This window comes from Lentzea sp. NBC_00516 (assembly GCF_036346835.1).
GTDB classification, from domain to species: domain Bacteria; phylum Actinomycetota; class Actinomycetes; order Mycobacteriales; family Pseudonocardiaceae; genus Lentzea; species Lentzea sokolovensis.
The window spans coordinates 6,140,474-6,161,383 of sequence record NZ_CP107840.1 but is presented as its reverse complement, the minus strand read 5'-3'; the positions used below and the strand labels follow the sequence as shown (position 1 = coordinate 6,161,383).

Annotated in this window: 21 protein-coding genes; 12 read left to right on the top strand and 9 right to left on the bottom strand. The window is 69.0% G+C overall.

Annotation, left to right across the window (positions count from 1 at the left end):
• Nucleotides 1–7: 7 nt before the first annotated feature.
• Entirely contained in the window at nucleotides 8–805 is a 798-nt protein-coding gene (locus OG205_RS27640; RefSeq protein ID WP_319980213.1) for a PaaX family transcriptional regulator, read from the bottom strand.
• A gap of 208 nt (nucleotides 806–1,013) precedes the next feature.
• Here OG205_RS27640 and OG205_RS27635 point away from each other — a divergent pair, with 208 nt between their 5' ends.
• The 3 genes from OG205_RS27635 to OG205_RS27625 all read left to right on the top strand — a co-directional run bounded on the left by OG205_RS27635 (nucleotide 1,014) and on the right by OG205_RS27625 (nucleotide 4,468).
• On the top strand, nucleotides 1,014–1,181 hold the full coding sequence (locus tag OG205_RS27635; protein WP_065914675.1) for a DUF3117 domain-containing protein: 168 nt from the start codon (nucleotides 1,014–1,016) through the stop codon (nucleotides 1,179–1,181).
• A 189-nt stretch (nucleotides 1,182–1,370) separates the two neighbouring features.
• Entirely contained in the window at nucleotides 1,371–2,789 is a 1,419-nt protein-coding gene (locus OG205_RS27630) for a leucyl aminopeptidase family protein (RefSeq protein WP_330270946.1), read from the top strand.
• Between the two features lie 80 nt (nucleotides 2,790–2,869).
• Nucleotides 2,870–4,468: a hypothetical protein gene (locus OG205_RS27625; RefSeq protein WP_330270945.1), complete on the top strand. Its 1,599-nt coding sequence runs from the start codon at nucleotides 2,870–2,872 to the stop codon at nucleotides 4,466–4,468.
• Here OG205_RS27625 and OG205_RS27620 read toward each other — a convergent pair.
• Entirely contained in the window at nucleotides 4,450–5,343 is an 894-nt protein-coding gene (locus OG205_RS27620; protein WP_330270944.1) for a LysR family transcriptional regulator, read from the bottom strand. The genes OG205_RS27625 and OG205_RS27620 overlap by 19 nt on opposite strands.
• A 52-nt stretch (nucleotides 5,344–5,395) precedes the next feature.
• Between OG205_RS27620 and OG205_RS27615 the strand changes: the two genes are divergently transcribed.
• Nucleotides 5,396–6,640: an MFS transporter gene (locus OG205_RS27615; RefSeq protein WP_330270943.1), complete on the top strand. Its 1,245-nt coding sequence runs from the start codon at nucleotides 5,396–5,398 to the stop codon at nucleotides 6,638–6,640.
• A 1,329-nt stretch (nucleotides 6,641–7,969) separates the two neighbouring features.
• Here OG205_RS27615 and glgA read toward each other — a convergent pair.
• Nucleotides 7,970–9,121 carry a glycogen synthase gene (glgA, locus tag OG205_RS27610; RefSeq protein ID WP_330270942.1) on the bottom strand — a complete coding sequence of 384 codons (1,152 nt, stop codon included), beginning with the start codon at nucleotides 9,119–9,121 and terminating at the stop codon, nucleotides 7,970–7,972.
• An 88-nt stretch (nucleotides 9,122–9,209) separates the two neighbouring features.
• Here glgA and glgC point away from each other — a divergent pair, with 88 nt between their 5' ends.
• The gene (glgC, locus tag OG205_RS27605; RefSeq protein ID WP_330270941.1) at nucleotides 9,210–10,424 is read left to right on the top strand and encodes a glucose-1-phosphate adenylyltransferase; all 1,215 of its coding nucleotides are present in this window, start codon (nucleotides 9,210–9,212) and stop codon (nucleotides 10,422–10,424) included.
• A 375-nt stretch (nucleotides 10,425–10,799) separates the two neighbouring features.
• Here glgC and OG205_RS27600 read toward each other — a convergent pair whose 3' ends face one another.
• The gene (locus tag OG205_RS27600) at nucleotides 10,800–11,432 is read right to left on the bottom strand and encodes an O-methyltransferase (RefSeq protein ID WP_330270940.1); all 633 of its coding nucleotides are present in this window, start codon (nucleotides 11,430–11,432) and stop codon (nucleotides 10,800–10,802) included.
• A gap of 219 nt (nucleotides 11,433–11,651) precedes the next feature.
• Between OG205_RS27600 and sigE the strand changes: the two genes are divergently transcribed.
• The 4 genes from sigE to tatB all read left to right on the top strand — a co-directional run bounded on the left by sigE (nucleotide 11,652) and on the right by tatB (nucleotide 14,738).
• Nucleotides 11,652–12,233 carry an RNA polymerase sigma factor SigE gene (gene sigE / locus OG205_RS27595; RefSeq protein ID WP_169746025.1) on the top strand — a complete coding sequence of 194 codons (582 nt, stop codon included), beginning with the start codon at nucleotides 11,652–11,654 and terminating at the stop codon, nucleotides 12,231–12,233.
• Nucleotides 12,230–12,760: a zf-HC2 domain-containing protein gene (locus tag OG205_RS27590; protein WP_330270939.1), complete on the top strand. Its 531-nt coding sequence runs from the start codon at nucleotides 12,230–12,232 to the stop codon at nucleotides 12,758–12,760. Before sigE ends, OG205_RS27590 begins: the two co-directional genes overlap by 4 nt.
• 65 nt (nucleotides 12,761–12,825) lie before the next feature.
• Nucleotides 12,826–14,346, top strand: coding sequence for a S1C family serine protease (locus tag OG205_RS27585; protein ID WP_330270938.1), 1,521 nt, complete (start codon nucleotides 12,826–12,828; stop codon nucleotides 14,344–14,346).
• Nucleotides 14,347–14,363: 17 nt separating this feature from the next.
• Complete coding sequence (gene tatB / locus OG205_RS27580; RefSeq protein WP_330270937.1) at nucleotides 14,364–14,738, top strand: Sec-independent protein translocase protein TatB; 375 nt, start codon at nucleotides 14,364–14,366, stop codon at nucleotides 14,736–14,738.
• Between the two features lie 4 nt (nucleotides 14,739–14,742).
• On the opposite strand, the gene OG205_RS27575 is transcribed toward tatB, so the two are convergent.
• A complete protein-coding gene (locus OG205_RS27575; RefSeq protein ID WP_330270936.1) occupies nucleotides 14,743–15,888 on the bottom strand; it encodes an Mrp/NBP35 family ATP-binding protein in 1,146 nt (381 codons plus the stop codon).
• A gap of 104 nt (nucleotides 15,889–15,992) precedes the next feature.
• On the opposite strand from OG205_RS27575, the gene OG205_RS27570 reads away from it, so the two are divergent.
• Nucleotides 15,993–16,460 (top strand): MarR family winged helix-turn-helix transcriptional regulator, encoded by a 468-nt coding sequence (locus OG205_RS27570; protein WP_330270935.1) that lies wholly within the window; start codon nucleotides 15,993–15,995, stop codon nucleotides 16,458–16,460.
• Nucleotides 16,457–16,855, top strand: coding sequence for an NUDIX hydrolase (locus tag OG205_RS27565; RefSeq protein ID WP_330270934.1), 399 nt, complete (start codon nucleotides 16,457–16,459; stop codon nucleotides 16,853–16,855). The genes OG205_RS27570 and OG205_RS27565 overlap by 4 nt, the downstream gene beginning before the upstream one ends.
• 24 nt (nucleotides 16,856–16,879) lie before the next feature.
• On the opposite strand, the gene OG205_RS27560 is transcribed toward OG205_RS27565, so the two are convergent.
• Genes OG205_RS27560 through OG205_RS27545 form a run of 4 tightly spaced genes read right to left on the bottom strand, consistent with a single transcriptional unit; the run spans nucleotide 16,880 to nucleotide 19,795 of the window.
• The gene (locus tag OG205_RS27560) at nucleotides 16,880–17,365 is read right to left on the bottom strand and encodes a DUF1003 domain-containing protein (protein ID WP_330270933.1); all 486 of its coding nucleotides are present in this window, start codon (nucleotides 17,363–17,365) and stop codon (nucleotides 16,880–16,882) included.
• Nucleotides 17,358–18,611, bottom strand: a complete 1,254-nt coding sequence (locus OG205_RS27555; RefSeq protein WP_330270932.1) for a magnesium transporter MgtE N-terminal domain-containing protein — start codon at nucleotides 18,609–18,611, stop codon at nucleotides 17,358–17,360. Before OG205_RS27555 ends, OG205_RS27560 begins: the two co-directional genes overlap by 8 nt.
• Before the next feature lie 15 nt (nucleotides 18,612–18,626).
• The gene (locus OG205_RS27550; RefSeq protein WP_330270931.1) at nucleotides 18,627–19,460 is read right to left on the bottom strand and encodes an aminoglycoside phosphotransferase family protein; all 834 of its coding nucleotides are present in this window, start codon (nucleotides 19,458–19,460) and stop codon (nucleotides 18,627–18,629) included.
• The gene (locus tag OG205_RS27545) at nucleotides 19,457–19,795 is read right to left on the bottom strand and encodes a hypothetical protein (protein ID WP_330270930.1); all 339 of its coding nucleotides are present in this window, start codon (nucleotides 19,793–19,795) and stop codon (nucleotides 19,457–19,459) included. The genes OG205_RS27550 and OG205_RS27545 overlap by 4 nt, the downstream gene beginning before the upstream one ends.
• Before the next feature lie 110 nt (nucleotides 19,796–19,905).
• On the opposite strand from OG205_RS27545, the gene OG205_RS27540 reads away from it, so the two are divergent.
• Nucleotides 19,906–20,865, top strand: coding sequence for an HpcH/HpaI aldolase/citrate lyase family protein (locus OG205_RS27540; RefSeq protein WP_330270929.1), 960 nt, complete (start codon nucleotides 19,906–19,908; stop codon nucleotides 20,863–20,865).
• Nucleotides 20,866–20,910: the final 45 nt, after the last annotated feature.

The window sequence follows — 20,910 nt, the reverse complement described above, 5'->3', positions numbered from 1 at the left end:
ACCTCCATCAAGCAGTGGAAACGTTGCGCACCGGCCGCAGGCACTCGTCGACGAACCGACTCGTGCCCGGCGCCAGCCGCAGCGTCTGTTCGTCGAAGAACGACGCTGCCGCGTGGCCCGGCCAGTCCGGTGGCAACAGTTCAGCAGGAAGACCGGGATCACGGAACAGGAACTTCCGCCACGCGTGCAGCAGCTGCTGTGACGCCGCGAACGCCGCCGCGTCGTCCGTCTCGTCCACAACGGACACCTGCTCGTGCCAGTGCGCGACGAACCCGGCGTAGTCGCGCCCCAGCTCGGCCAGGTCCCAGGCCTTCGCGGCGAGCTCGGCGTCCCCACCGTCGTGTGAACCGTGAAAAGTTCGTGCGGGAACCTCGCCGGCGGCCAGCACGTCGGCCAGCTCCGGGGACGGCCGGGGAGCGATCCACGTCACAGGACCGAGCGCGCCGTAGCCGAGCAGTTGCAGTTCCGACGCCAGGTGATCGCGCGAGTCGCGGCCGGGGATCTCCTCCAGCACCACCACGTGCCAGCGACCGTCCCACGTGGACGGCCCGGTGCGGTAGATGCGGGCAGCGGCCTCGTCGAGCCGCCGTTCCCCGCGAGGTGTCATCGCATATCCAGGCCCGTCAGGCAGCCGGGAGGGCTGCAGCCAGCCCTGCCGGACCGTGCGGGACACGGCCGTGCGGACGGCCGGCGCGGCGAAACCCAGCGGCTCGAGCAGGCGTACGAGCGCGGCGATGGTGGCGGCGCCACCGCGTTCGCGAAGGTGGCCGCCGTAGACGTCGAAGAGCGCGGAACGGGCTCGCACCCGTCCCATCCTGTCACGACACGGCAGGGCGTGCCCAAAGTGTTGCGTTGGCGCGAAAACAGGTACTGATCAGGGACAAGTCAAGATCGACAAACGTCACCCGGACTCGCCAAAAGATCGGTTCGGTTTCGCCCCTGAGTCGCCATAGGGGAGAATGGAGAGATCCGGCCTGGCCGGACGGGGAAGATGTTGACGATGGGAGCACGCGATGGCGGCCATGAAGCCCCGGACCGGTGACGGTCCCCTCGAGGTCACCAAGGAGGGACGCGGCATCGTCATGCGCGTTCCGCTCGAGGGTGGTGGGCGCCTTGTCGTCGAGATGTCGGCGGACGAGGCCAGCGCCTTGGGCGACGCGCTGAAGGCCGCCGCCGGCTGAGGCCTCCCGGTGAGAAGCACGTGAAGCCCCGGTTTCCACAGTGGAGACCGGGGCATCGCTTCGTTCTCTCCGGCTGCCGAGAGCACCTGTCTGGCCCGCGAAACACGGGGCGGACGACGGCGATCGCGGCACCGGGAGAGAATGAACGGTCGTTAATGCAATAGGGGAGGTCCAGTCGTGGCGTCGACGATGCCGTCAGTGCCAACCAAGCTCGTGGACGTCGAGGTGGCCACCTCGACGCGCCGCAACGTTCCGGCGGTCGTGCTCGCGGCCACCGGACCGGCGCTGGGACCGGGCGGCGACGGCATCGACGTCTCCGACCTGACCGGCAAGGCCGGCGAGGCGGTGCGGCACGACGAGGCCTGGACCCTCGGCGTCGGCACCGGGACGCTCGCCGACTACCGCACGGCCGGGGCCAGCCTCGTCCGCGCGTTGAGCGGTGAGGACGCGCCCAAGACCGCCGACGTCCTGCTGACCCCGGACTTCGACGCCGACAAGGTGCGCGCGTTCGTGCTGGGCGCGGCGCTCGGCGGCTACCGCTTCAAGGTCACCGGCGAGGAGGGCCCGAAGCGCGTCGGCTCGTTGCGGCTGATCACGGCCGACGACGGGTTCGAGGAGGTGCTCACGTCGGCCGCGCTGAAGGCCCACGCGCTCGCCACCGCGACCGCACTGGCACGTGATCTCGCCAACACGCCGTCCAACGTCAAGGACCCGCGCTGGCTCGCCACGACCGCCGCCAAGCTGGCGGACAAGGTCGACGGGCTGCACGCCACTGTGCGCGACGAGAAGTGGCTGGCACAGCAGGGCTTCGGCGGTGTGCTCGCGGTCGGCGGCGGATCTGCCCGCCCGCCGCGGTTCCTGGAGCTGACGTACGGCACCACCGGCCCGCACCTGGTGTTCATCGGCAAGGGCATCACGTTCGACACCGGCGGCATCTCGGTGAAGCCCGCGGACGGCATGCACCTCATGCGCACCGACATGGCGGGCGGTGGCGCGGTGATCTCCGCGCTGCTGGCCGTGGCGCGCAGGCGGCTGCCGGTCAGGGTCACCGGGCTCGTGCCGTGCGCGGAGAACCACGTCTCCGGCTCCGCCTACCGGCCCGGCGACGTCGTGCGCCACTACGGCGGCGCGACCACCGAGGTGCAGAACACCGACGCCGAGGGCCGCATGGTCCTGGCCGACGCGATGGCGTACGCGGTGAAGAACCTGAAGCCCGACCTCGTCGTGGACGTGGCGACGCTGACCGGCGCGATGAAGGTCTCGCTGGGCCTGCGCACGGGCGCGGTGTTCAGCGCGTCCGACGAACTCGCGGCCGAGGTCGTCGCCGCGGGTGTGAACGTCGGCGAGAAGTGGTGGCGGATGCCGTTGCTGGAGGAGCACGTCGGTGCCGTCTCCAGTGAGGTCGCGGACTACAAGCAGTGCCCGCCCGGACCGGGTGGCATCACGGCGGCGCTGTTCCTGCAGAAGTTCGCGGGCGACGTGCCGTGGGCGCACCTCGACATCGCGGGCCCCGCGCGGTCGGAGAAGGTCTACGACGAGGTCGTCGCGGGAGCCACGGGCTTCGGCGCGCGGACGCTGATCGAGCTGGCTGAAAAATATTCACGTTAGTCCCTACGATCAGCCCATTCGAGACGGCGACGTTCCACGGCATGATGTGAGCTCCTTCACAACGTCGTAGAGGAGCGCTCGTGTTACTCCGCCTGGCTCTCGCCGTCTCGCTGGTTCTAGCGGCGATGTCCCCTGCCACCGCGGCCACGCCGTGGTGGGAACCGGTGGCGAGGCCCGCCCAGGACTCGCAGATCAACGTGACCGGAGAGCCCTTCAAGGGCGTCGACGGGCAGGGCAGGGTGCGCGGGCTCGTCGACGCGCACAACCACCTCATGACCAACGAGGGCTTCGGCGGCAAGCTGATCTGCGGCAAGCCGTTCTCGGAGCAGGGCATCGCGGACGCGCTGAAGGACTGCCCCGAGCACTACCCGGCCGGTCTGGGCGCGATCTTCGAGGCGATCGTGACGGGCGACCTCGACGGCCACGACCCGGTGGGCTGGCCGACGTTCAAGGGCTGGCCGTCCTCCACGACGGTCTCGCACCAGCAGAACTACTACGCCTGGCTGGAACGTGCGTGGCGCGGCGGCCAGCGCGTGCTGGTCCAGGACCTGACGAGCAACGCCACGTTGTGCGTCATCCACCCGTTCAAGGACAAGCCCTGCGACGAGATGCAGTCGGTCCGGTTGCAGGCCCAGCGCACCTACGAGCTGCAGGCGTTCGTCGACAAGCAGTTCGGCGGGGCGGGCAAGGGCTGGTTCCGCATCGTCACGTCGGCCGAGCAGGCGCGCGACGTGGTCGCGCAGGGCAAGCTCGCGGTGGTGCTCGGCATCGAGACCTCTGAGCTCTTCGGCTGCCGGACGTTCCTCGACATCCCGTTGTGCAACAAGGGCGACATCGACCGCGGCCTCGACGAGATGTACGCGCTCGGCGTCCGCAGCGCGTTCCTGTGCCACAAGTTCGACAACGCGCTGTGCGGCGTCCGGTTCGACTCGGGCACGCAGGGCGGTGTGATCAACGCGGGCCAGTTCCTGCGCACCGGCCAGTGGTGGCAGACCGAGCAGTGCAAGGGCCCGCAGCAGGACAACCCGATCGGCACCGTCGGCCCGAACGCGCTGGTCCCGGCTTCGGCCGTCGCACCCGCGTACGACCCGGCCAAGCGGTGCAACGTGCGCGGCCTGACGTCGCTCGGCGAGTACGCGGTGCAGGGCATGATGCGCCGGCACATGATGATCGAGGTCGACCACATGAGCGTGAAGGCAGCCGGCCGCACGCTGGACCTCGCGGCACAGGCGAAGTTCCCCGGCATCATCTCCAGCCACAGCTGGATGGACGCGCAGTGGACCGAGAAGGTCTACCAGCTCGGCGGGTTCGTGGCGGGCTACGAGAACAGCCCCGAGGGGTACGTCTCCCAGGCGGCCGCCGCGGAACCGTTGCGGCGCAAGTACGACGTGGGCATCGGGTTCGGCTCCGACTACAACGGCGTCGGCTCGCACCCGGCACCGCAGACCGGCGTGACCTACCCGTTCCGCAGCTACCCGGACGGCCCGCTGGTCGACCGGCAGCGCACCGGTGAGCGGGTCTGGGACATCAACGTCGACGGCGGCGCGCACATCGGTCTGCTGCCGGACTGGGTCGAGAAGGTCCGTCAGCTCGGCGGCGACCAGCTGGTGAAGGACATGCTCGGTGGCGCCGAGTCGTACCTGCGGACGTGGTCGGGCACTCAGCGCTGGACGCCGTGAGTCCTGAGCGCGTGTTCACGGAAGGCGCGGACGGCGGGCGGCAACGGGTGGTCCTTCAGCCACGTCAGCCCGAAGATCCGGCCGGTGCGCGGGGTCAGCGGTAGCTCGCGCAGTCCGGGAGGTGGAGCGAACTCGGCGTGGGTCAGCAGTGCCACGCCGAGGCCCGCCGCCACCAGGCCCCGCACCGTCTCGATCTCCTGGCACTCGAAGACGTAGCGGGGCGCGAACCCGGCGGCCGCGCACATGTCGTCGGTGATCTGGCGCAGGCCGTAGCCGTGTTCCAGGGTGATCAGGTCCTCGCCCTCCAGGTCCTGGACCCGTACCGACCTCCTGGACTCCAGCCGGTGCCCCGCCGGCACGACGACGATCAGGGGCTGCTCGAACACGACCACCGACTCGAACTCGGGACCGACGGGCGGCGGGGCGACCAGCGCGAGGTCGATCTCGCCGCTCACGAGCTTGTCGATCACGGCCTGGCGGGCGTTCTGGACCAGGCCGAACCGCACGTGCGGGTGCTCGGCGCGATAGCTGCGGACGAGTTCCGGCACGACCGCGCGGCCGAGCATGTGCAGGAAGCCCAGCACGACACGGCCCTTCTCCGGATCGAGCTCCTCCTCGACCTCGCGCAGACCCGGTTCCAGCGCGGCCAGCGACCGGGTGGCGGCCTCGGCCAGCAGCCGGCCTGCCCGCGTGAGACGGACGCGCCTGCCGGTCTTCGTCATGATCGGTGCGCCGAGCTGATCGCCGAGCTCGGCGATCCAGCGGCTGACGGTGGGCTGGGGAAGCCCGACGCGTTCGGCGACACGGGTCACGTGCTCGTCGGTGGCAAGTGCTTTCAGCACCGCCAGCTTCGGTGCCAGCTCCAATTCATCCACGGATCGATTCTGGCGCATTTCCGTATTGGACGTATGGCTTAGCGTCAATCGTGTGAACAGGTTGACCGCGGCCATCGCCGCATCGGGGTTCGCGTGCTTCGCGCTGCTGTACACCCCGCAGCCGGTCATGCCGCAGATCGCCGCCGAGTACGGGCTGGGCCCGGGCAGCGCGTCGCTCGCGCTGTCCGCGGCGACCCTCGCGCTGGCCGTGGTGGTCGTGCCGATCGCGATGCTGTCCGAACGCGTCGGGCGTCGCCCGGTGATCGTGGTCAGCGTGCTGGCGGCGGCGTTGCTCGGCCTCGTGCTGCCGTTCGCACCGAACTACGAGGTCTTCCTGGGTCTGCGGGTGCTGCAGGGCATCGCGGCGGCCGGGGTGCCCGCGGCGTCCATGGCCTACCTCGCGGACGCGCTGGACAAGAAGAAGCTCGGCGCCGCGATGGGCGCGATGATCGCCGGGAACAGCCTCGGAGGCATGTCCGGGCGGCTTGTCACCGGCATGACCGCCGACTGGCTGGGGTGGCGCGGCTCTGTGCTGCTCGCCGGCGTGTTCGGGCTGGTCGCGGCCCTGGTCGTGGTGTTCTTCCTGCCCAAGGCCCAGACGATGCCGAAGCGCGCGCCCAGTGGCATGAAGGCGGCGTTGAAGGACCCGGTGCTGCTGTCGATGTACGTCGTCGCCGTGCTGCTCGTGGGCGCGTTCATCTCGTTCTACAACGTCGCGGGCTTCCAGCTCACCGGTCCGGCGTGGCTGGAGACGCTGGTGTTCCTGTTCTACGGGTTCGGCAGCACCTCGGCGGCGTTCGCGGGCAGGCTGGCCGACAAGTTCGGCCGCGGCAAGGTGCTGCTGCTGTGCATCGGCGTGCTGGCTCTCGGCGCACTGGCGAGTCTGCTGTGGGTGCCGCTCGGCCTGGCGATCGTCACCGCCGGGTTCTTCGCGTCGCACACCACGGCGAGCGGCTGGGTCGCCGCACGGGCACCCGAACACGCCCGCGGCCACGCGTCCGGGCTGTACCTGGCCGGGTTCTACGTGGGCAGCAGCGTCGGCGGGACGTCCGGCGCCACCGCGTACGAGGAGTGGGGCTGGGGAGGCCTGGTCCTGGTGATCCTGGGCTGGCTCGCCCTGGCCGCGATGCTCGCTCAGAACTCCAGGGCGAGGGTGACGCGCGAGTCGACCGGCGCGATGGTGGTCTTGCCGAGGCGCGACAGGTCCACCGTCCCGTCGACCATGCCGACCGAGACCGAACGGGTGTCCGCCGGGACCTCGACCACGATCGCGAACGGCAGCGGGCCACCGTCGTAGCGGGCGCCGACCTGCCGGGCGGTCGACCCGTCCGGCAGCGTGACGGTGATCAGGTCCTTGGTCAGGAGGCCGCCCGCGGTGTCGGGCAGGTTGCCGGTCGCCTCGACCCGCACCTCCAGCAACGCCTTGTCCGGCGCGGAGATCGTGGCCACGTCGTACTGGCTCTCGCCGAGCTTGACCGGGCGCTGCCGGCCGAGCCGCACGCCGGTGACCTTCATGCCGAGCTCGCGGTCGCCGAAGCGGATCTTCTGCGTCTGGTCGGAGAACTGCGGGGGAGCGGCGGCGCGCTGCAGCACGTGCGGCGGGTTGTCGGTGCGCTTGCCGGACGGGACCTCGGCGCGCTGCTCCAGCGACTTGGCGCCGAGCGTGCCGAGCACGAGTGACTCGGTGCCCGCCTGCGGGTCGGGCACGGTGTAGACGACGAAGACCGAGCCGTTGGCCGGCAGCCGGTCTGCGGGCAGCACCTGGCGCTTGCCCGGCACCTCCAGCGCGAGCTCGGACGGCTGCGGGGCGAACCCCTGCCAGTTGGTGCGGTGGAATCCGCTGTCGGTCTCGTTGAGCTTCTCGACCTTCATCCTGACCACGCGCAGCCGTGACCCGGCCTCCGCGCGCACCGTGCCCTCGGCGGTGAACCAGATGTCCGGATTCGCCCAGCCGGTGACGGCGGTGCCGAGCAGGTCGTCGCGCAGCTTGATGTCGGCGTTGCCGAGGCCGAGGTCGACGTTGTTGCGCTTGCCGTCGTCGGGCAGCACGGCCAGGAAGTCGCGCCCGGCGGTCAGGTCCTGCTGCTTCGACGGGTCGAACTCCTTGCCGTCGGTGCGCACGAGCTTGCCGGACGGCGTGCTGCGGTTGCCCTTCTCCGGCACCTGAGGTGACTGCACCTCGTAACGGACCTCGTCATCCGTCTTGGTGACTTCCTTGAGCGGTACGGGCACCCAGTCGGTGCCGGCACCGGTGCCGGGGACCTGGACCGGTCCGCACCACAGCCGCTTGTCGACCTCGGACTCCAGACCCGTCTTCGCGAACCAGCAGCTGACCGCGGCGGCGCCCGCCCGTGCCACGTAGCCGTACTCCAGCGTGTAGGCGAGCTGTGCTTCGGCGTTCGCCTGCAGGTCAGAGGCCTCGGCGAGCTTCTTGCCGTCCACCGTGAGCTGGACCGCGGCCGGCTGGGCGGCGGGAGCTGTGGCACATCCGGTCACTGCCAGAAGGACCGTCAGACCCAGCACCGCACAACGCACAGTCCTCGCGCCCCTCACCAGTTGAAACCACAACGTCACTACTGGTTAAAGGCGGCGTTCACACTTTGGGGTTGCCCTGGACGGGTGTGGCTCAAATCACACTGCGGTACACCTCGACCGTTTGCGCGGCCATCGTGGACCAGGAGAACTCCTGCTCAGCGCGGGTGCGTCCGGCGGCTCCGAAACGCTTCGCGCGCTCGGGGTCTGTGATGAGTTCGTTGATCGATTCGGCGAGCTGCTGTCGATATGTCGACAAATCATGCTCGTCGTAGTGGACGAGAAGGCCCGTCTCGCCGTGCACGACGACCTCGGGGATGCCGCCGACATCGCTCGCGACGACGGCCGTGCCGCACGCCATCGCCTCCAAGTTCACGATGCCCAGCGGCTCGTACACAGACGGGCACGCGAACACCGTCGCGTGGCTCAGGATCTGCCGGACCTCGGCGGGCTGCAGCATCTTCTGGATCCAGAAGACACCGGGACGTGCCTGGGAGAGTTCGCTGACCGCCTGCCGGGTCTCCTCGGCGATCTCCGGGGTGTCCGGCGCCCCGGCGCACAGCACGATCTGCGCTTCCGGGTCGATGTGGTGCGCGGCGGCCACGAGATGACCGACGCCCTTCTGCCGGGTGATCCTTCCCACGAACGCCACGATCGGCTTCGTGGGATCGATTCCACGAGACGTCAGGGCGTCCGTTTCCCCGACCGGGTGGTAGGCGACGCTGTCGATCCCGTTGCGGACGACGTGCACCTTTGCCGGGTCGAGCGCGGGGTAGGCGTCGAGCACGTCGGTCCGCATGCCCTCGCTCACGGCGATGACCGCGTCGGCGTGTTCGTACGCCGTGCGCTCCGCCCAGGAGGAGATCCGATACCCGCCGCCGAGCTGCTCGGCCTTCCACGGCCGGCGCGGTTCCAGCGAGTGCGCCGTCACCACGTGCGGGATCCCGTGCAGGAGTTTGCCCAGGTGACCGCCCATGTTGGCGTACCAGGTGTGCGAGTGCAGGAGGTTCGCCGCGGACACCGCGGCGGCCATCTCAAGATCGACCGCGAGGGTCGTCAGAGCCGCGTTCGCCTGCTCCAGGCTGTGCGGTGGGTTGTGGGCCGTGGCATCCGATCGGGGTGCACCGAAGCAGTGCACGTCGACGTCCACGAGTTCGCGAAGATGGGGCACGAGGAAACCCACGTGCACACCAGCTCCACCGTAAACCTCCGGCGGATACTCCCGCGTCAGCAGCGCAACTCGCACGCACTCACCGTAGATCACGGACGTGCCTGTTGGGACAAACCGGTTTGCGTCTGGTTCGAGAACGATCGCACGGATAGGGTCACATGCTGTGAAGGGGCAGCCGCACGTTCTCGGAATTGTGCTTGCCGGTGGTGAAGGCAAGCGCCTGTGGCCACTGACGGCCGACCGCGCGAAACCGGCTGTGCCCTTCGGGGGCAACTACCGGCTGGTCGACTTCGTGCTGTCGAACCTGGTCAACGCGGGGCTCGCGAAGCTCTGCGTGCTGACGCAGTACAAGTCGCACTCACTGGACCGCCACATCTCGACGACGTGGCGCCTGTCCAATGTGCTCGGTCAGTACGTGACACCGGTACCGGCGCAGCAACGCCTGGGCCCGCGCTGGTACACGGGCTCGGCGGACGCGATCTTCCAGTCGCTGAACCTCGTCCACGACGAGAAGCCGGACCACGTCGTCATCTTCGGCGCCGACCACGTGTACCGGATGGACCCCGGCCAGATGATCTCGCAGCACGTCGAGTCGGGCGCGGCCGTGACCGTCGCCGGCATCCGCGTGCCGCGCAACGAGGCCAAGGCGTTCGGCTGCATCGACTCCGACGTGTCCGGGAAGATCACCCGGTTCCTGGAGAAGCCGTCCGAGCCGCCGCACGTGCCGGACGACCCGGAAGTAACTTTCGCTTCAATGGGCAACTACGTGTTCACGACCGAGGCGCTGCTGGACGCGCTTCGCGGGGACGCGTTGAACCCCGACTCGGACCACGACATGGGTGGCGACATCATCCCCATGCTGGTGGACCGGGGGAAGGCGCACGTCTACGACTTCCAGGACAACGACGTGCCCGGTGCTACCGACCGGGATCGTGGGTACTGGCGGGACGTCGGGACGATCGACGCCTACTACGACGCTCACATGGATCTTGTTTCGGTCCATCCGATCTTCAACCTGTACAACCAGTTGTGGCCTATTCGGACTGCCACCCCGCCGTTGCCTCCCGCCAAGTTCATCGCCGGAGGGTCCGCTGAGGACTCGATGGTCGGGCCTGGAGCGATCATCTCCGGGAAGATCCACGGGTCGGTGATCTCCTCGGATGTGATCGTCGAGGTCGGGTCTGTGGTGCAGGGGTCTGTGCTGTTGCCGGGGGTTCGGATCGGCAAGGGTGCTGTGGTTCGGCGGGCTATTTTGGACAAGAACGTTGTTGTGCCTGATGGGGCGTTGATCGGTGTGGACGCTCCTATGGATCGGGAGCGGTACACGGTGTCCGCGTCTGGGGTCACGGTGTTGGGGAAGGGTGTTCGGGCTTACTGAGTCGCTCTGTCCGTAGGTGGTTCTGTTGCGGGCGGCGGGTTCTGTTGGGTGCTTCCCCTGGGGGCTCTGCCCCCAGACCCCCGGCAATCTGATCGGGGGAGGGCGCCGTACGTGGGTTGATGGCACGCCTGTTGCGTTGGGCGGCCGCCGGTTGCTTAGAAGGTTGCGTTGGCGGTGGGTCCCGTCACGAGCCGCACCAAGAGCGGGCCACATGTGAGAGGGAGGGTCAAGTCGACGAAAAGCGTGTCGACTTGACCCTCCCTCTCACATGCAGCAAGAGCTGTGGTGCGACTCGTGACGGGACCCACCGCCGGGCCCGCGCGCTAAGGACGGCTCGCCTTCGGCATCGCGGGCGAACAGGTGCTTGCCGTGAGGTCAGGGCCTTCGCGCTGCTACCAGTAGGCCGTCGCCCAGCGGGAGGATCACCGGTACCAGGCGGTCGTCCTCCCTCACCAGGCGTGCGATGTCCCGCATTGCCTGGGTGGAGTCTTCCCGGTTGCTCGGGTCTACGACCGAGCCGTGCCAGAGGACGTTGTCGAACGCGATCACGCCGCCTGGGCGCAGCATGCGGACGCCGTGTTGCAGGTACTGCGGGTACTCAGGCTTGTGGGCGTCTACGAAGACGAGGTCGTACGCCGCGTCCGTCAGGCGTGGGAGGACGTCCAGGGCCTTGCCCATGATCAGGCGGGTGCGCGACGGGGAGATTCCTGCCGCCGCGTAGGCCTCGCGGGCAGCTCGTTGGTGTTCTGAGGCCACGTCTATCGAGGTCAGGATGCCTGAAGGTGGCATGCCTGCCAGTAGGTAGAGGCCGCTGGTGCCTGCGCCGGTGCCGATTTCTACTACCGCGCGGGCCTGGAGTGCGGTCGCCAGGAACCGCAGGGCGGCGCCTCCGCCCGCGCCGATGGGCACGCAGCCCAGTTCCTGGCCGCGTGCTCGTGCTGCCAGGTGTATGTCGTCCTCGGGGAGGTACTGCTCGACGTACTCCCGCAGGGCCGATTCCGGGGTCACGGGGTAGCAGGTTAGTGCTTCCGGTGCCCAAAACGGGTGAACGTGGCCCGAACCGAGATTCTCAGGGTGCTCTCAGCCCACTCTCACGATCGTTTAAAGCGCGCAGGAGAAGGTACAGAGGCAAGAAGCCAGGCTCTAGTCGGGAACAAGCCGGACCCGTCGCCCGTTGAGCCGCATAAGGGTCGCCGGGCGGCCCACATGGAGGTGCCGAAACACCTGATGCGCACGCAGTCGAGTTCTCCGGAGGCCGTCGCGCCCATCGAGACGGCCGACTGGACGCCGCCCTCGTGGGACGCGATCGTCCGTGAGCACGCGGACAGGGTCTACCGGCTCGCGTACCGCTTGACCGGCAACCAGCACGACGCCGAAGACCTGACGCAGGAGACTTTCATCCGCGTCTTCCGGTCGCTGGCATCGTACAAGCCGGGCACCTTCGAGGGGTGGCTGCACCGCATCACCACCAACCTCTTCCTCGACATGGCACGTCGGCGCAGCCGCGTGCGCATGGAGGCGCTGCCTGAGGACAACGACCGCCTCGAGGGTGACGACCTGTCCCCTGAGGAAATCTATGACGAGAACCATCTGGACCCCGACCTGCAGGCCGCGCTGGACGAGCTCCCGCCGGAGTTCCGTGCCGCGGTCGTGCTCTGTGACGTGGAGGGCCTTTCCTACGAGGAGATCGGCGCCACGCTAGGGGTGAAGATGGGTACGGTGAGGAGCAGGATCCACCGGGGCCGCCAGGCTCTGCGGGTCGCGCTCGAACGCCGTCGTCAAGAATCGTTGCTGGAGGACTCTGCATGACCGACCTCCGTGGTTGGGGCCTGCCTGAGCAGCATCTCTTGCCGGATGCCGTGGTCGCGTTCGTGGACGGAGAACTGTCCTCGACCGCCCACGAGCGAGCCTCCGCGCACATCCAGCGCTGCGGCTTCTGCGCATTCGAGACCTTCACGCAGCAGCAGGCGCGCTCCGCGGTGCGCACCGCTTCGACGCCCACGGCGTCGGCCTCGCTGCTGGACAGGCTCGGCGCGATCCCCCAGGAGGTCGAACTGCCGTCCGCTCCGGACGGGCTCGCGATCACCGAGGACGGTCAGTTCGTCGCCGTGCAGAGGACGGACAAGCCCGCGTTCGGCTCAGGGCCGGTGCTGGGTTCGTCGAGACCTCTGGGCAGCAACGGCTGGTTCAGCGGCCGCCGTGCCCGTCAGGGTGCCGGGGTCGTCGTGAGCGGCATGTTGCTGAGCGCGCTCGCGTTCACCACACCGGAGAGCGAGGCGCCTGCCACGACGCCGGTCCCGCAGAACGCCGGCGCGATCTTCGCGACCACCCCCTGACAGTCATTTCACTGTTCGTGAGGCACGCTGTAGTTCAGCACTCCTAGCGGAAAACTCGGGGAGAGATGAGCCAGCAGTCGCCCAACGGCCAGACGTCCACACCCGTTTCCGGAGTGGACGACGGAGCCCATCGCCGGCTCCGGCCACGGCCACTGGTGCAGCCGCCGGTCGACCCCGCGTCCGCCACCGCCTTCGGCCGCCCGGATGGTGTCGCCGGGGCGTTCGCCGCGCGCGACGTGCCCGTGTCCCAGCTCCAGTCCGCGCCGCCGCCTCCCGAGTCCCTCGTCACGGCGTTCGGCCGGCAGGGCTCCCAGGAACTGTTGCAGCGGCCGCCGCAGCCCGTGTCCGACCCGGATCCGGACATCGACCCGGTGTTCTGGGGCGACAAGCCCGCCGGTGACCCGTGGCGCGACCCGGCCTCCGGTGCCGTGATCGGCCCGCCCGCCGTCGGTGAGGACCCGCCCGGCGAACCTGAGCGCAAGCCCGAGCCCGGTCCGCAGCTGAGCGTTCCCGAACTGCTGTTCGGCCGCCGGGTGAAGCCCGCCGCGATGGCGTTGCTGCTCACGGTCGCGCTCGTGCTCGGCGCCGTCGGCGGTCTCGTCGGCTGGCTGATCGGACGGGCCGGAAACCCCCTGACCGACTCGACCGTCACTCTGGCCGAGATCACGGAGGGCAAGGAACGTCCCGCCGGTTCGATCTCGGAGATCGCCAAGCGCGTCACGCCCAGCGTCGTCTCGATCGAGTTCAAGGGCGCGAACGTCGCGGGTGTCGGTTCCGGCGTCATCATCGAGGCCGGCGGCTACATCCTGACCAACGACCACGTCGTCGCCCCGGCCGCGCAGGACTCCTCGGCCAAGCTCAGCGCCGTCTTCACCGACGGCACCCGCGCTGCCGCCCGCGTCGTCGGCCGCGACCCGAAGACCGACCTCGCGGTCATCAAGGTCGAGGTCACCAACCCCACCGTCCTGCAGTTCGGCAACTCCGACGACCTCCAGGTCGGCGACAGCGTGATCGCCATCGGCTCGCCGCTGCAGCTGTCCAACACCGTCACCGAGGGCATCGTCTCCGCGCTGCACCGCCCGGTGACCGCCGCGGGCGAGAACGGCGGCCCGCAGGTCACCTACGACGCGATCCAGACCGACGCCGCCATCAACCCCGGCAACTCGGGCGGCGCGCTGGTCGACTCGCGCGGCGCCCTGATCGGCATCAACTCGTCGATCCGCACCGAGACCGGCGGTTCGGTCGGCCTCGGCTTCGCGATCTCCGGCAAGCAGGCCCGCAAGATCAGTGAGGAACTGATCCGCAACGGCCAGGTCAAGCACGCGGACATGAACCTCAACGTGAAGTCCGTGTCCGCCGAGACCTCCGAAGGCGCCCAGGTGCAGAACGTCCCCGCGGGAGGTGCCGCGGCCGCCGCGGGCATCCAGGAGGGCGACGTCATCACCAAGCTCGGCGACCGCATGGTCCGCAACGCCGCCGAACTGGTCGTCGCGGTCAGGGAGCACGAAATCGGCGAAACCGTGCAGGTAGTCCTTGCCCGCCAAGGCCGTGAGCTGAAACTAGACGTCACACTCAAGAGCGACTGAGAAGTAGGCTGAGACCTGTGTTCGACAGCATCGGATGGGTAGAGATCCTCATCATCGTCGTCGCGGGTCTCTTCATCCTGGGGCCCGAACGCCTGCCATCGGCCGCGGCCTGGCTGGGCAAGACGGTGAGGCAGGTCCGCGAGTACGCGACCGGCGCGCGGGAGCAGCTGAAGCAGGAGATGGGCCCGGAGTTCGAGTCGCTCCGCAAGCCCCTCGAAGACCTGCGGGAGCTGCGCAACTTCGACCCGAAGCGCGCGGTGACCAAGCACCTCTTCGACGACCCCGAACCGACCAAGTCCAACGGCTACCCGACGCCGTCGACCCCGCCCGCGGCCGAACAGCGTCCGCTCGCACCGGGCGAGCGTCCGCCGTACGACCCGGACGCGACCTGAGTTTCTAGCGGCCCGCGGGGGAGACGTTCAGCAAACGTCCCGCCAGTCCGCGCGAACGAACCGACAGCTTCGTGGCGATCTCGGTCAGCACCTGAGCCGCGGCCGACTCCGGCACCGCCTGCACGATCGGCGTGCCAGAGTCGCCGTTCTCCCGCAGACGCGGGTCGAGCGGCACCTGGCCGAGCAGCGGCACGTCGGAGCCGATGGCCTTGGTCAGCGACTCGGCGACGGCCGCGCCGCCACCGGTGCCGAAGACCTCCATGCGGGAGCCGTCGGGCATTTCCAGCCACGACATGTTCTCGATGACACCCGAGACCCGCTGACGGGTCTGCAGCGCGATCGACCCTGCGCGCTCGGCCACCTCGGCGGCGGCCTGCTGCGGGGTGGTGACGACCAGGATCTCGGCGTTCGGCACGAGCTGGGCGACGGAGATCGCGATGTCGCCGGTGCCGGGCGGCAGGTCGATCAGCAGCACGTCCAGGTCGCCCCAGAACACGTCCGCGAGGAACTGCTGCAACGCGCGGTGCAGCATCGGCCCGCGCCACACGACCGGTGTGTTGCCCGGCGTGAACATGCCGATCGAGATGACCTTCACGCCCTGCGACTGCGGCGGCATGATCATCTTCTCGACCTGGGTGGGCTTGCCCTCGACAGCCAGCATGCGCGGGATCGAGTGGCCGTAGATGTCCGCGTCGACGATGCCGACGGACAGTCCGCGGGCGGCCATCGCCACGGCGAGGTTCACGGTCACGGACGACTTGCCGACGCCGCCCTTGCCGGACGCGACGCAGTACACGCGCGTCAGCGAGCCCGGCTGGGCGAACGGGATGACCGGCTCTTCCGCGCCGCCGCGCAGCGTCTTGCGGAGCTCGGTGCGCTGGGCGTCGCTCATCACGTCGAGGTCGACGCGCACGGACGAGACGCCGTCCAGAGCCGTGACGGCCGCGGTGACGTCCTTGGTGATCTTGTCGCGCATCGGGCAGCCCGCGACCGTGAGGAAGATGCCGACCACCACGACGCCGTCCGCGCCGACCTCGACGTCCTTGACCATGCCGATCTCGGTGATCGGGCGGCGGATCTCGGGGTCCTGCACACCGGAGAGCGCCTTGCGGACGTCCTCGACGGTGGGGAGTGGCTGTGTGGTGGTCACCTGCCCCATGCTACGTCCGGTTCGCGCCCCTACTACCGGCCGGTCACTTCTCCGCACAGGCCCAGGTCGTAGCCGGGAGCGCGCTGTCCGTAACATCGACGCCCGTGCCGGAATCGGGTAGTTCCCGGTTGCCCACCCGTGTCGAGCTAGGGGTGTGGCGATCGTTCCTCCGCGCGCATGCACGGATCACGAGGGTCCTCGAGGCCGAACTGATTGCTGAGCAGCGCCTATCGCTCGCGGCGTACGACGTGCTGGTTCAACTGGCCGAGACGCCTTCCATGCGCATGCGCATGACCGAACTGGCCGATGCCGTTCTGCTGTCCCGCTCTGGCGTGACCCGCCTGGTGGACCGTCTGGAACGGGCAGGCCTCGTCGGGCGGGAACGCGCCGACGGTGACGGACGCGGCATCGTGGCCGTGCTCACACCGCTGGGCGCAGAACGCCTGCGCAGTGCCTCCACCACCCACCTCGCCGGCGTCGCCGAGCACTTCGGGGAGAGCTTCGGCCCCGGTGAGCTCGAGGCCTTCGGCCGCACTTGCGATCGCCTGGCCACGGACGACGTCTTTCCGTGATCACGGTGGTGGGACTGGTGCACGTCGAGGCTGGCCGCCTCCTCGTTGTTCGCTCACGCAACAAGAAGGCCTTCTACCTTCCCGGCGGCAAGATCGAGCCAGGTGAGACCCCCTTTGACGCCGTGCGCAGGGAGGTCAGGGAAGAACTCGGCATCGAACTCGACGGCCCCGAGGTCCTCAAGCGCTACGTCGCCCCGGCCTACGGCGAGGGGGAGGGCGCGATGGTCGACATGACCTGCTTCACGGCTTCGCTGCTGGGCACGCCGCAGCCCACGAGCGAGATCGCCGAACTGACGTACGTGACACGGGACGAGTACCGCGGGCACGCCGAGACCGCTCCCGCGATCCACGAGGTCCTGGCGGACCTGGTCGCGAGTGGCCGGATCAGGACGTGATCCGGCGCGCTTCCGCCGGCGCCGTCAAGGCCGGACCTTCTTCAGGTTGTTCTGCTCCTTCATCAGCTTCTCCAGCTCACCGCGGATGAAGTCGCGCGTCGCCACCTCGCCCAGCGCCAGCCGCACCGCCGCCAGCTCACGCGCCAGGTACTCGGTGTCGGCCTTGGTCTGCGCCGCCCGCGACCGGTCCTCCTCCAGCGACACCCGGTCCCGGTCGTCCTGCCGGTTCTGCGCGAGCAGGATCAACGGCGCGGCGTAGGCGGCCTGCGTCGAGAACGCCAGGTTCAGCAGGATGAACGGGTACGGGTCCCAGCGCAGCGACACGGCCACGAGGTTCACCACGATCCAGGCGAGCACCAACAGCGTCTGCCAGAACAGGAACTTGCCGGTGCCGAGGAACCGCGCGAGCCGTTCGGAGAGCTGGCCGAAGGTGTCGGGGTCGATCGAGAAGCGGAAGCCGCGTGGTTCGCGCGGCAGGTCGAGTCTGCGCCGAGGCAGCAGTTCAGGCATGGCTCAGTCCCGTCTCGCGCCAGTTCGCCGGCAGCAGGTGGTCCAGCACGTCGTCCACGGTGACGGCGCCGAGCAGGTGCTCGGCCTCGTCGAGCACCGGGGCGCACACCAGGTTGTAGGTCGCGAAGTAGCGCGTCACGTCGCTCAGCGAGGCGTCCGCCGACAGGGAGGTCAAGTCCGTGTCGAGCACTCCGGCGACGAGGTCGAACGGTGGTTCGCGCAGCAGCCGTTGGATGTGCACGCAGCCGAGGTAGCGGCCGGTCGGCGTCGCGGAGGGGGAACGGCACACGAAGACCATCGACGCCAGCGCGGGCGTGAGGTCGGGATTTCGCACTCGTGCCAACGCTTCCGCGATCGTCGCGTCCGGCGTGAGGATGATCGGCTCCGGTGTCATGAGGCCGCCGGCCGTGTCGAACGAGTACTCCAGCAGGCGCCGGACCGGGGCCGACTCCTCCGGTTCCATCAGTTCCAGCAACCGGTCCTTCATGCCCTCGGCGAGCTCGCTCAGCAGGTCCGCCGCGTCGTCCGGGTTCATCGCCTCCAGGATGTCCGCGGCGCGTTCCTCGTCCAGGTGCGACAGGACGTCTTTCTGGTCGTCTTCGGACAGTTCCTCGATGACGTCCGCGAGCCGTTCGTCGTCGAGCGCGTCCGCCACCTCGTAGCGGCGCTTGGGCGGCAGCTCGTGCAGGGAGTTCGCGACGTCGGCCGCGCGCATGCCCTCGAAGACCGCCACCAGTTGGTGCGCGCTCTGCGGCTGGCCCGCGATCTCGTTCACGCTCAGGCCGGCGACGTCCTCCCACCGCCACACCTGCACCGGCCCCTTGAGGCTGAACCTGCCGGTCCGTTCGCGCCCGGCGACGCGGACCATGCGCCAGTCGCGGGTGCGGGTGACCTCCATCGCGGCGTCCACGACCACCGCGGTCGCGTCGTCCCCGACCTGGATCTTGGCGTCGAGCAGTTCGCCGATCACCAGCACCTCGTTGACGCGCTGGTGGAACGGCCGCAGGTTCACCGATCCGGTCGCGAGCGTCACGGCGTTCGGTTCGATCGAGGTGACCCGCAGCATCGGCACGAAGATCCGCCGGCGCGTCACCAGCTCGACGACCATGCCGAGCACACGCGGCGGTTGCCGGTCGATGCGGAGGCTGATCACGACGTCACGGGCCTTGCCGATGGGTTCGCCGTCGGGGCCGAACACGGGAAGTCCGGCCAGCTGGGCGATGTAGATCCTGTTCACAGCCACCACAACACCCAGGCTAGATCAGGTCCGGGCCGCCCACCCGGCAATGTCGGCGCAGATCACCGCCATGTCCTCGAAGTCCTCTTCCAGGCACCAGATCCAGTTGGCGACAGCGCGGTGCAGCGTCCAGTCACGTGCTTTCGCGACGTCCAGCTCTCCCGCGTCGCAGATCGCGAGGAACCGGTCGGTGAGCCCCCGGTGGCCGTCCAGTTCGTCGAACCTGTTCCACAGCAACGGAATCACGCAGTACTCGGGATCACCGGACAGTGGTTTCGGGTCGATCACCAGCCACGGCTCGCGGTCGCCGCGCAGCACGTTCTGGTAGTGCAGGTCCTCGTTGACCAGCGTCGTGCCCATCGGCCCCGTCCCGGCCTCGCGGGCGGCGTCGAGCAGCTTCGCGGGGATCGCGGGATGGCTTCGGAGGGTGTTCGCGAAGCGCCGGATCTCGCCGGGAGCCTCGACACCGCGGTGGCGGCGCAGCAGCTCGCCGATCACGCCGATCGCCAGGTCGATCGGCTCGTCGTCGAGCGAGTGCTGGTCGAGGCGTTCCAGCAGCAGCGCGCCGAGCTCCTCGTCGTGGCCGAGCAGCTGGACGGCGCCGTCGCCGTTGTAGAGCTTGAGCGCCAGCGGTTCCTGCGCCGTCTCGTTGTCGACCCAGCTCAGCTTGAGCACGGCGGGATGGCCGTCGGCTCTGCGGACCGGCAGCACGACGGCGCAGAACCCGTTCATCAGTGCGCCGTCCGGGGTGAGCTGCCAGCGAGCGCACGCCTTGGTGGCGAGCCTCGGCAGCTTCGCGACCCACTCGCCGGCGCCGTCGCCCAGGCCCTCACCGAAGCCCTCGGGCACGGTGATCATGAGCCGAACTCCAGCCGGTACACCGCGTCCCACTCCGGTTTGGTGTTGAGCCGGGCGGTCTTCAACGCCAGCGTCGTCTCGTCGTCGGGCTCGGTCAGATGCGCGACCGCGGACGCGTCGATGAGGTGCGAGTGCGTGCTGGGGGAGCGGACGGTGACGGTGACCTCTGCTCCATCGGTCAGTCCCGGCACCTCCGGTTCGGTGCCGCCGGAGATGACCCACAGGGAGTCGGCGCGCCAGTGGGAGTGCACGAGACGGGGTTCGTGTCCGGGCGAGGTGATCCAGACGGCCGCCGCTTTCCGCAGCGCCGCGTCCAGTACTCGAGTGATCTCCACCGGTTCAGCCTGCCAGGCTTTGTGAAACGGGACTCAGCGAATATGCGCCCGGAGATGATGCGTGCCACTGTGGCGCTCATAGTTACCGGCCGGTACAAGGAGGTACTCCAGTGGTCGACCAGCAGCGTCCCCGTCGCTCGTGCCTTGCGGTTCCCGGCTCCAGCCAGAAGATGATCGACAAGGCGCGCACGCTGCCGGCGGACCAGGTGTTCCTGGACCTGGAGGACGCCTGCGCGCCGCTGGCCAAGCCCGACGCCCGCAAGACCATCGTCGCGTCGCTCAACGAGGGCGGCTGGGGCGACAAGGCCCGCGTCGTCCGCGTCAACGACTGGACGACGGAGTGGACCTACCGCGACGTCACCGAGGTCGTCGAGGGCGCCGGCGCGAACCTCGACTGCATCATGCTGCCGAAGGTCCAGACGCCCGAGCAGGTCGTCGCGCTCGACTTCCTGATCACCCAGATCGAGAAGACGATGGGCTACGAGGTCGGCAAGATCGGCATCGAGGCGCAGATCGAGAACGCCCTGGGCCTGAACAACGTCAACGCGATCGCCACCGCGTCCCCGCGCGTCGAGACGATCATCTTCGGCCCGGCGGACTTCATGGCGTCGATCAACATGAAGTCGCTGGTCGTCGGCGAACAGCCGCCCGGCTACGACGTCGGCGACGCCTACCACTACATCCTGATGCGGATCCTGATGGCCGCGCGGGCCCACGACAAGCAGGCCATCGACGGCCCCTACCTGCAGATTCGCGACGTCGACGGCTACAAGCGCGTCGCCGGTCGTTCGGCTGCGCTGGGCTTCGACGGCAAGTGGGTGCTGCACCCCGGCCAGATCGACGCGGCCAACGAGGTCTTCAGCCCGAAGCAGGACGACTACGACCACGCCGAGAACATCCTCGACGCGTACGAGTTCTACACGTCCGAGGCGGGCGGCAGGCGCGGCGCGGTCATGCTCGGCGACGAGATGATCGACGAGGCGTCGCGCAAGATGGCGTTGGTGATCTCCGGCAAGGGCCGTGCCGCGGGCATGGCGCGCGCGAACGTGTGGACGCCGCCGGAGGCCTGATTCCGATACGGATTGTGCGCTACTTCACCACGAATGTCACCGGAC

Excerpts from the sequence above, each read along its gene's own strand:
- OG205_RS27635 (WP_065914675.1), top strand. The coding sequence starts at position 1,014 with ATGGCGGCCATGAAGCCCCGGACCGGTGACGGTCCCCTCGAGGTCACC.
- OG205_RS27630 (WP_330270946.1), top strand. The coding sequence starts at position 1,371 with ATGCCGTCAGTGCCAACCAAGCTCGTGGACGTCGAGGTGGCCACCTCG.
- sigE (WP_169746025.1), top strand. The coding sequence starts at position 11,652 with ATGCGCACGCAGTCGAGTTCTCCGGAGGCCGTCGCGCCCATCGAGACG.
- OG205_RS27590 (WP_330270939.1), top strand. The coding sequence starts at position 12,230 with ATGACCGACCTCCGTGGTTGGGGCCTGCCTGAGCAGCATCTCTTGCCG.
- OG205_RS27585 (WP_330270938.1), top strand. The coding sequence starts at position 12,826 with ATGAGCCAGCAGTCGCCCAACGGCCAGACGTCCACACCCGTTTCCGGA.
- OG205_RS27560 (WP_330270933.1), bottom strand. The coding sequence starts at position 17,365 with ATGCCTGAACTGCTGCCTCGGCGCAGACTCGACCTGCCGCGCGAACCA.
- OG205_RS27550 (WP_330270931.1), bottom strand. The coding sequence starts at position 19,460 with ATGATCACCGTGCCCGAGGGCTTCGGTGAGGGCCTGGGCGACGGCGCC.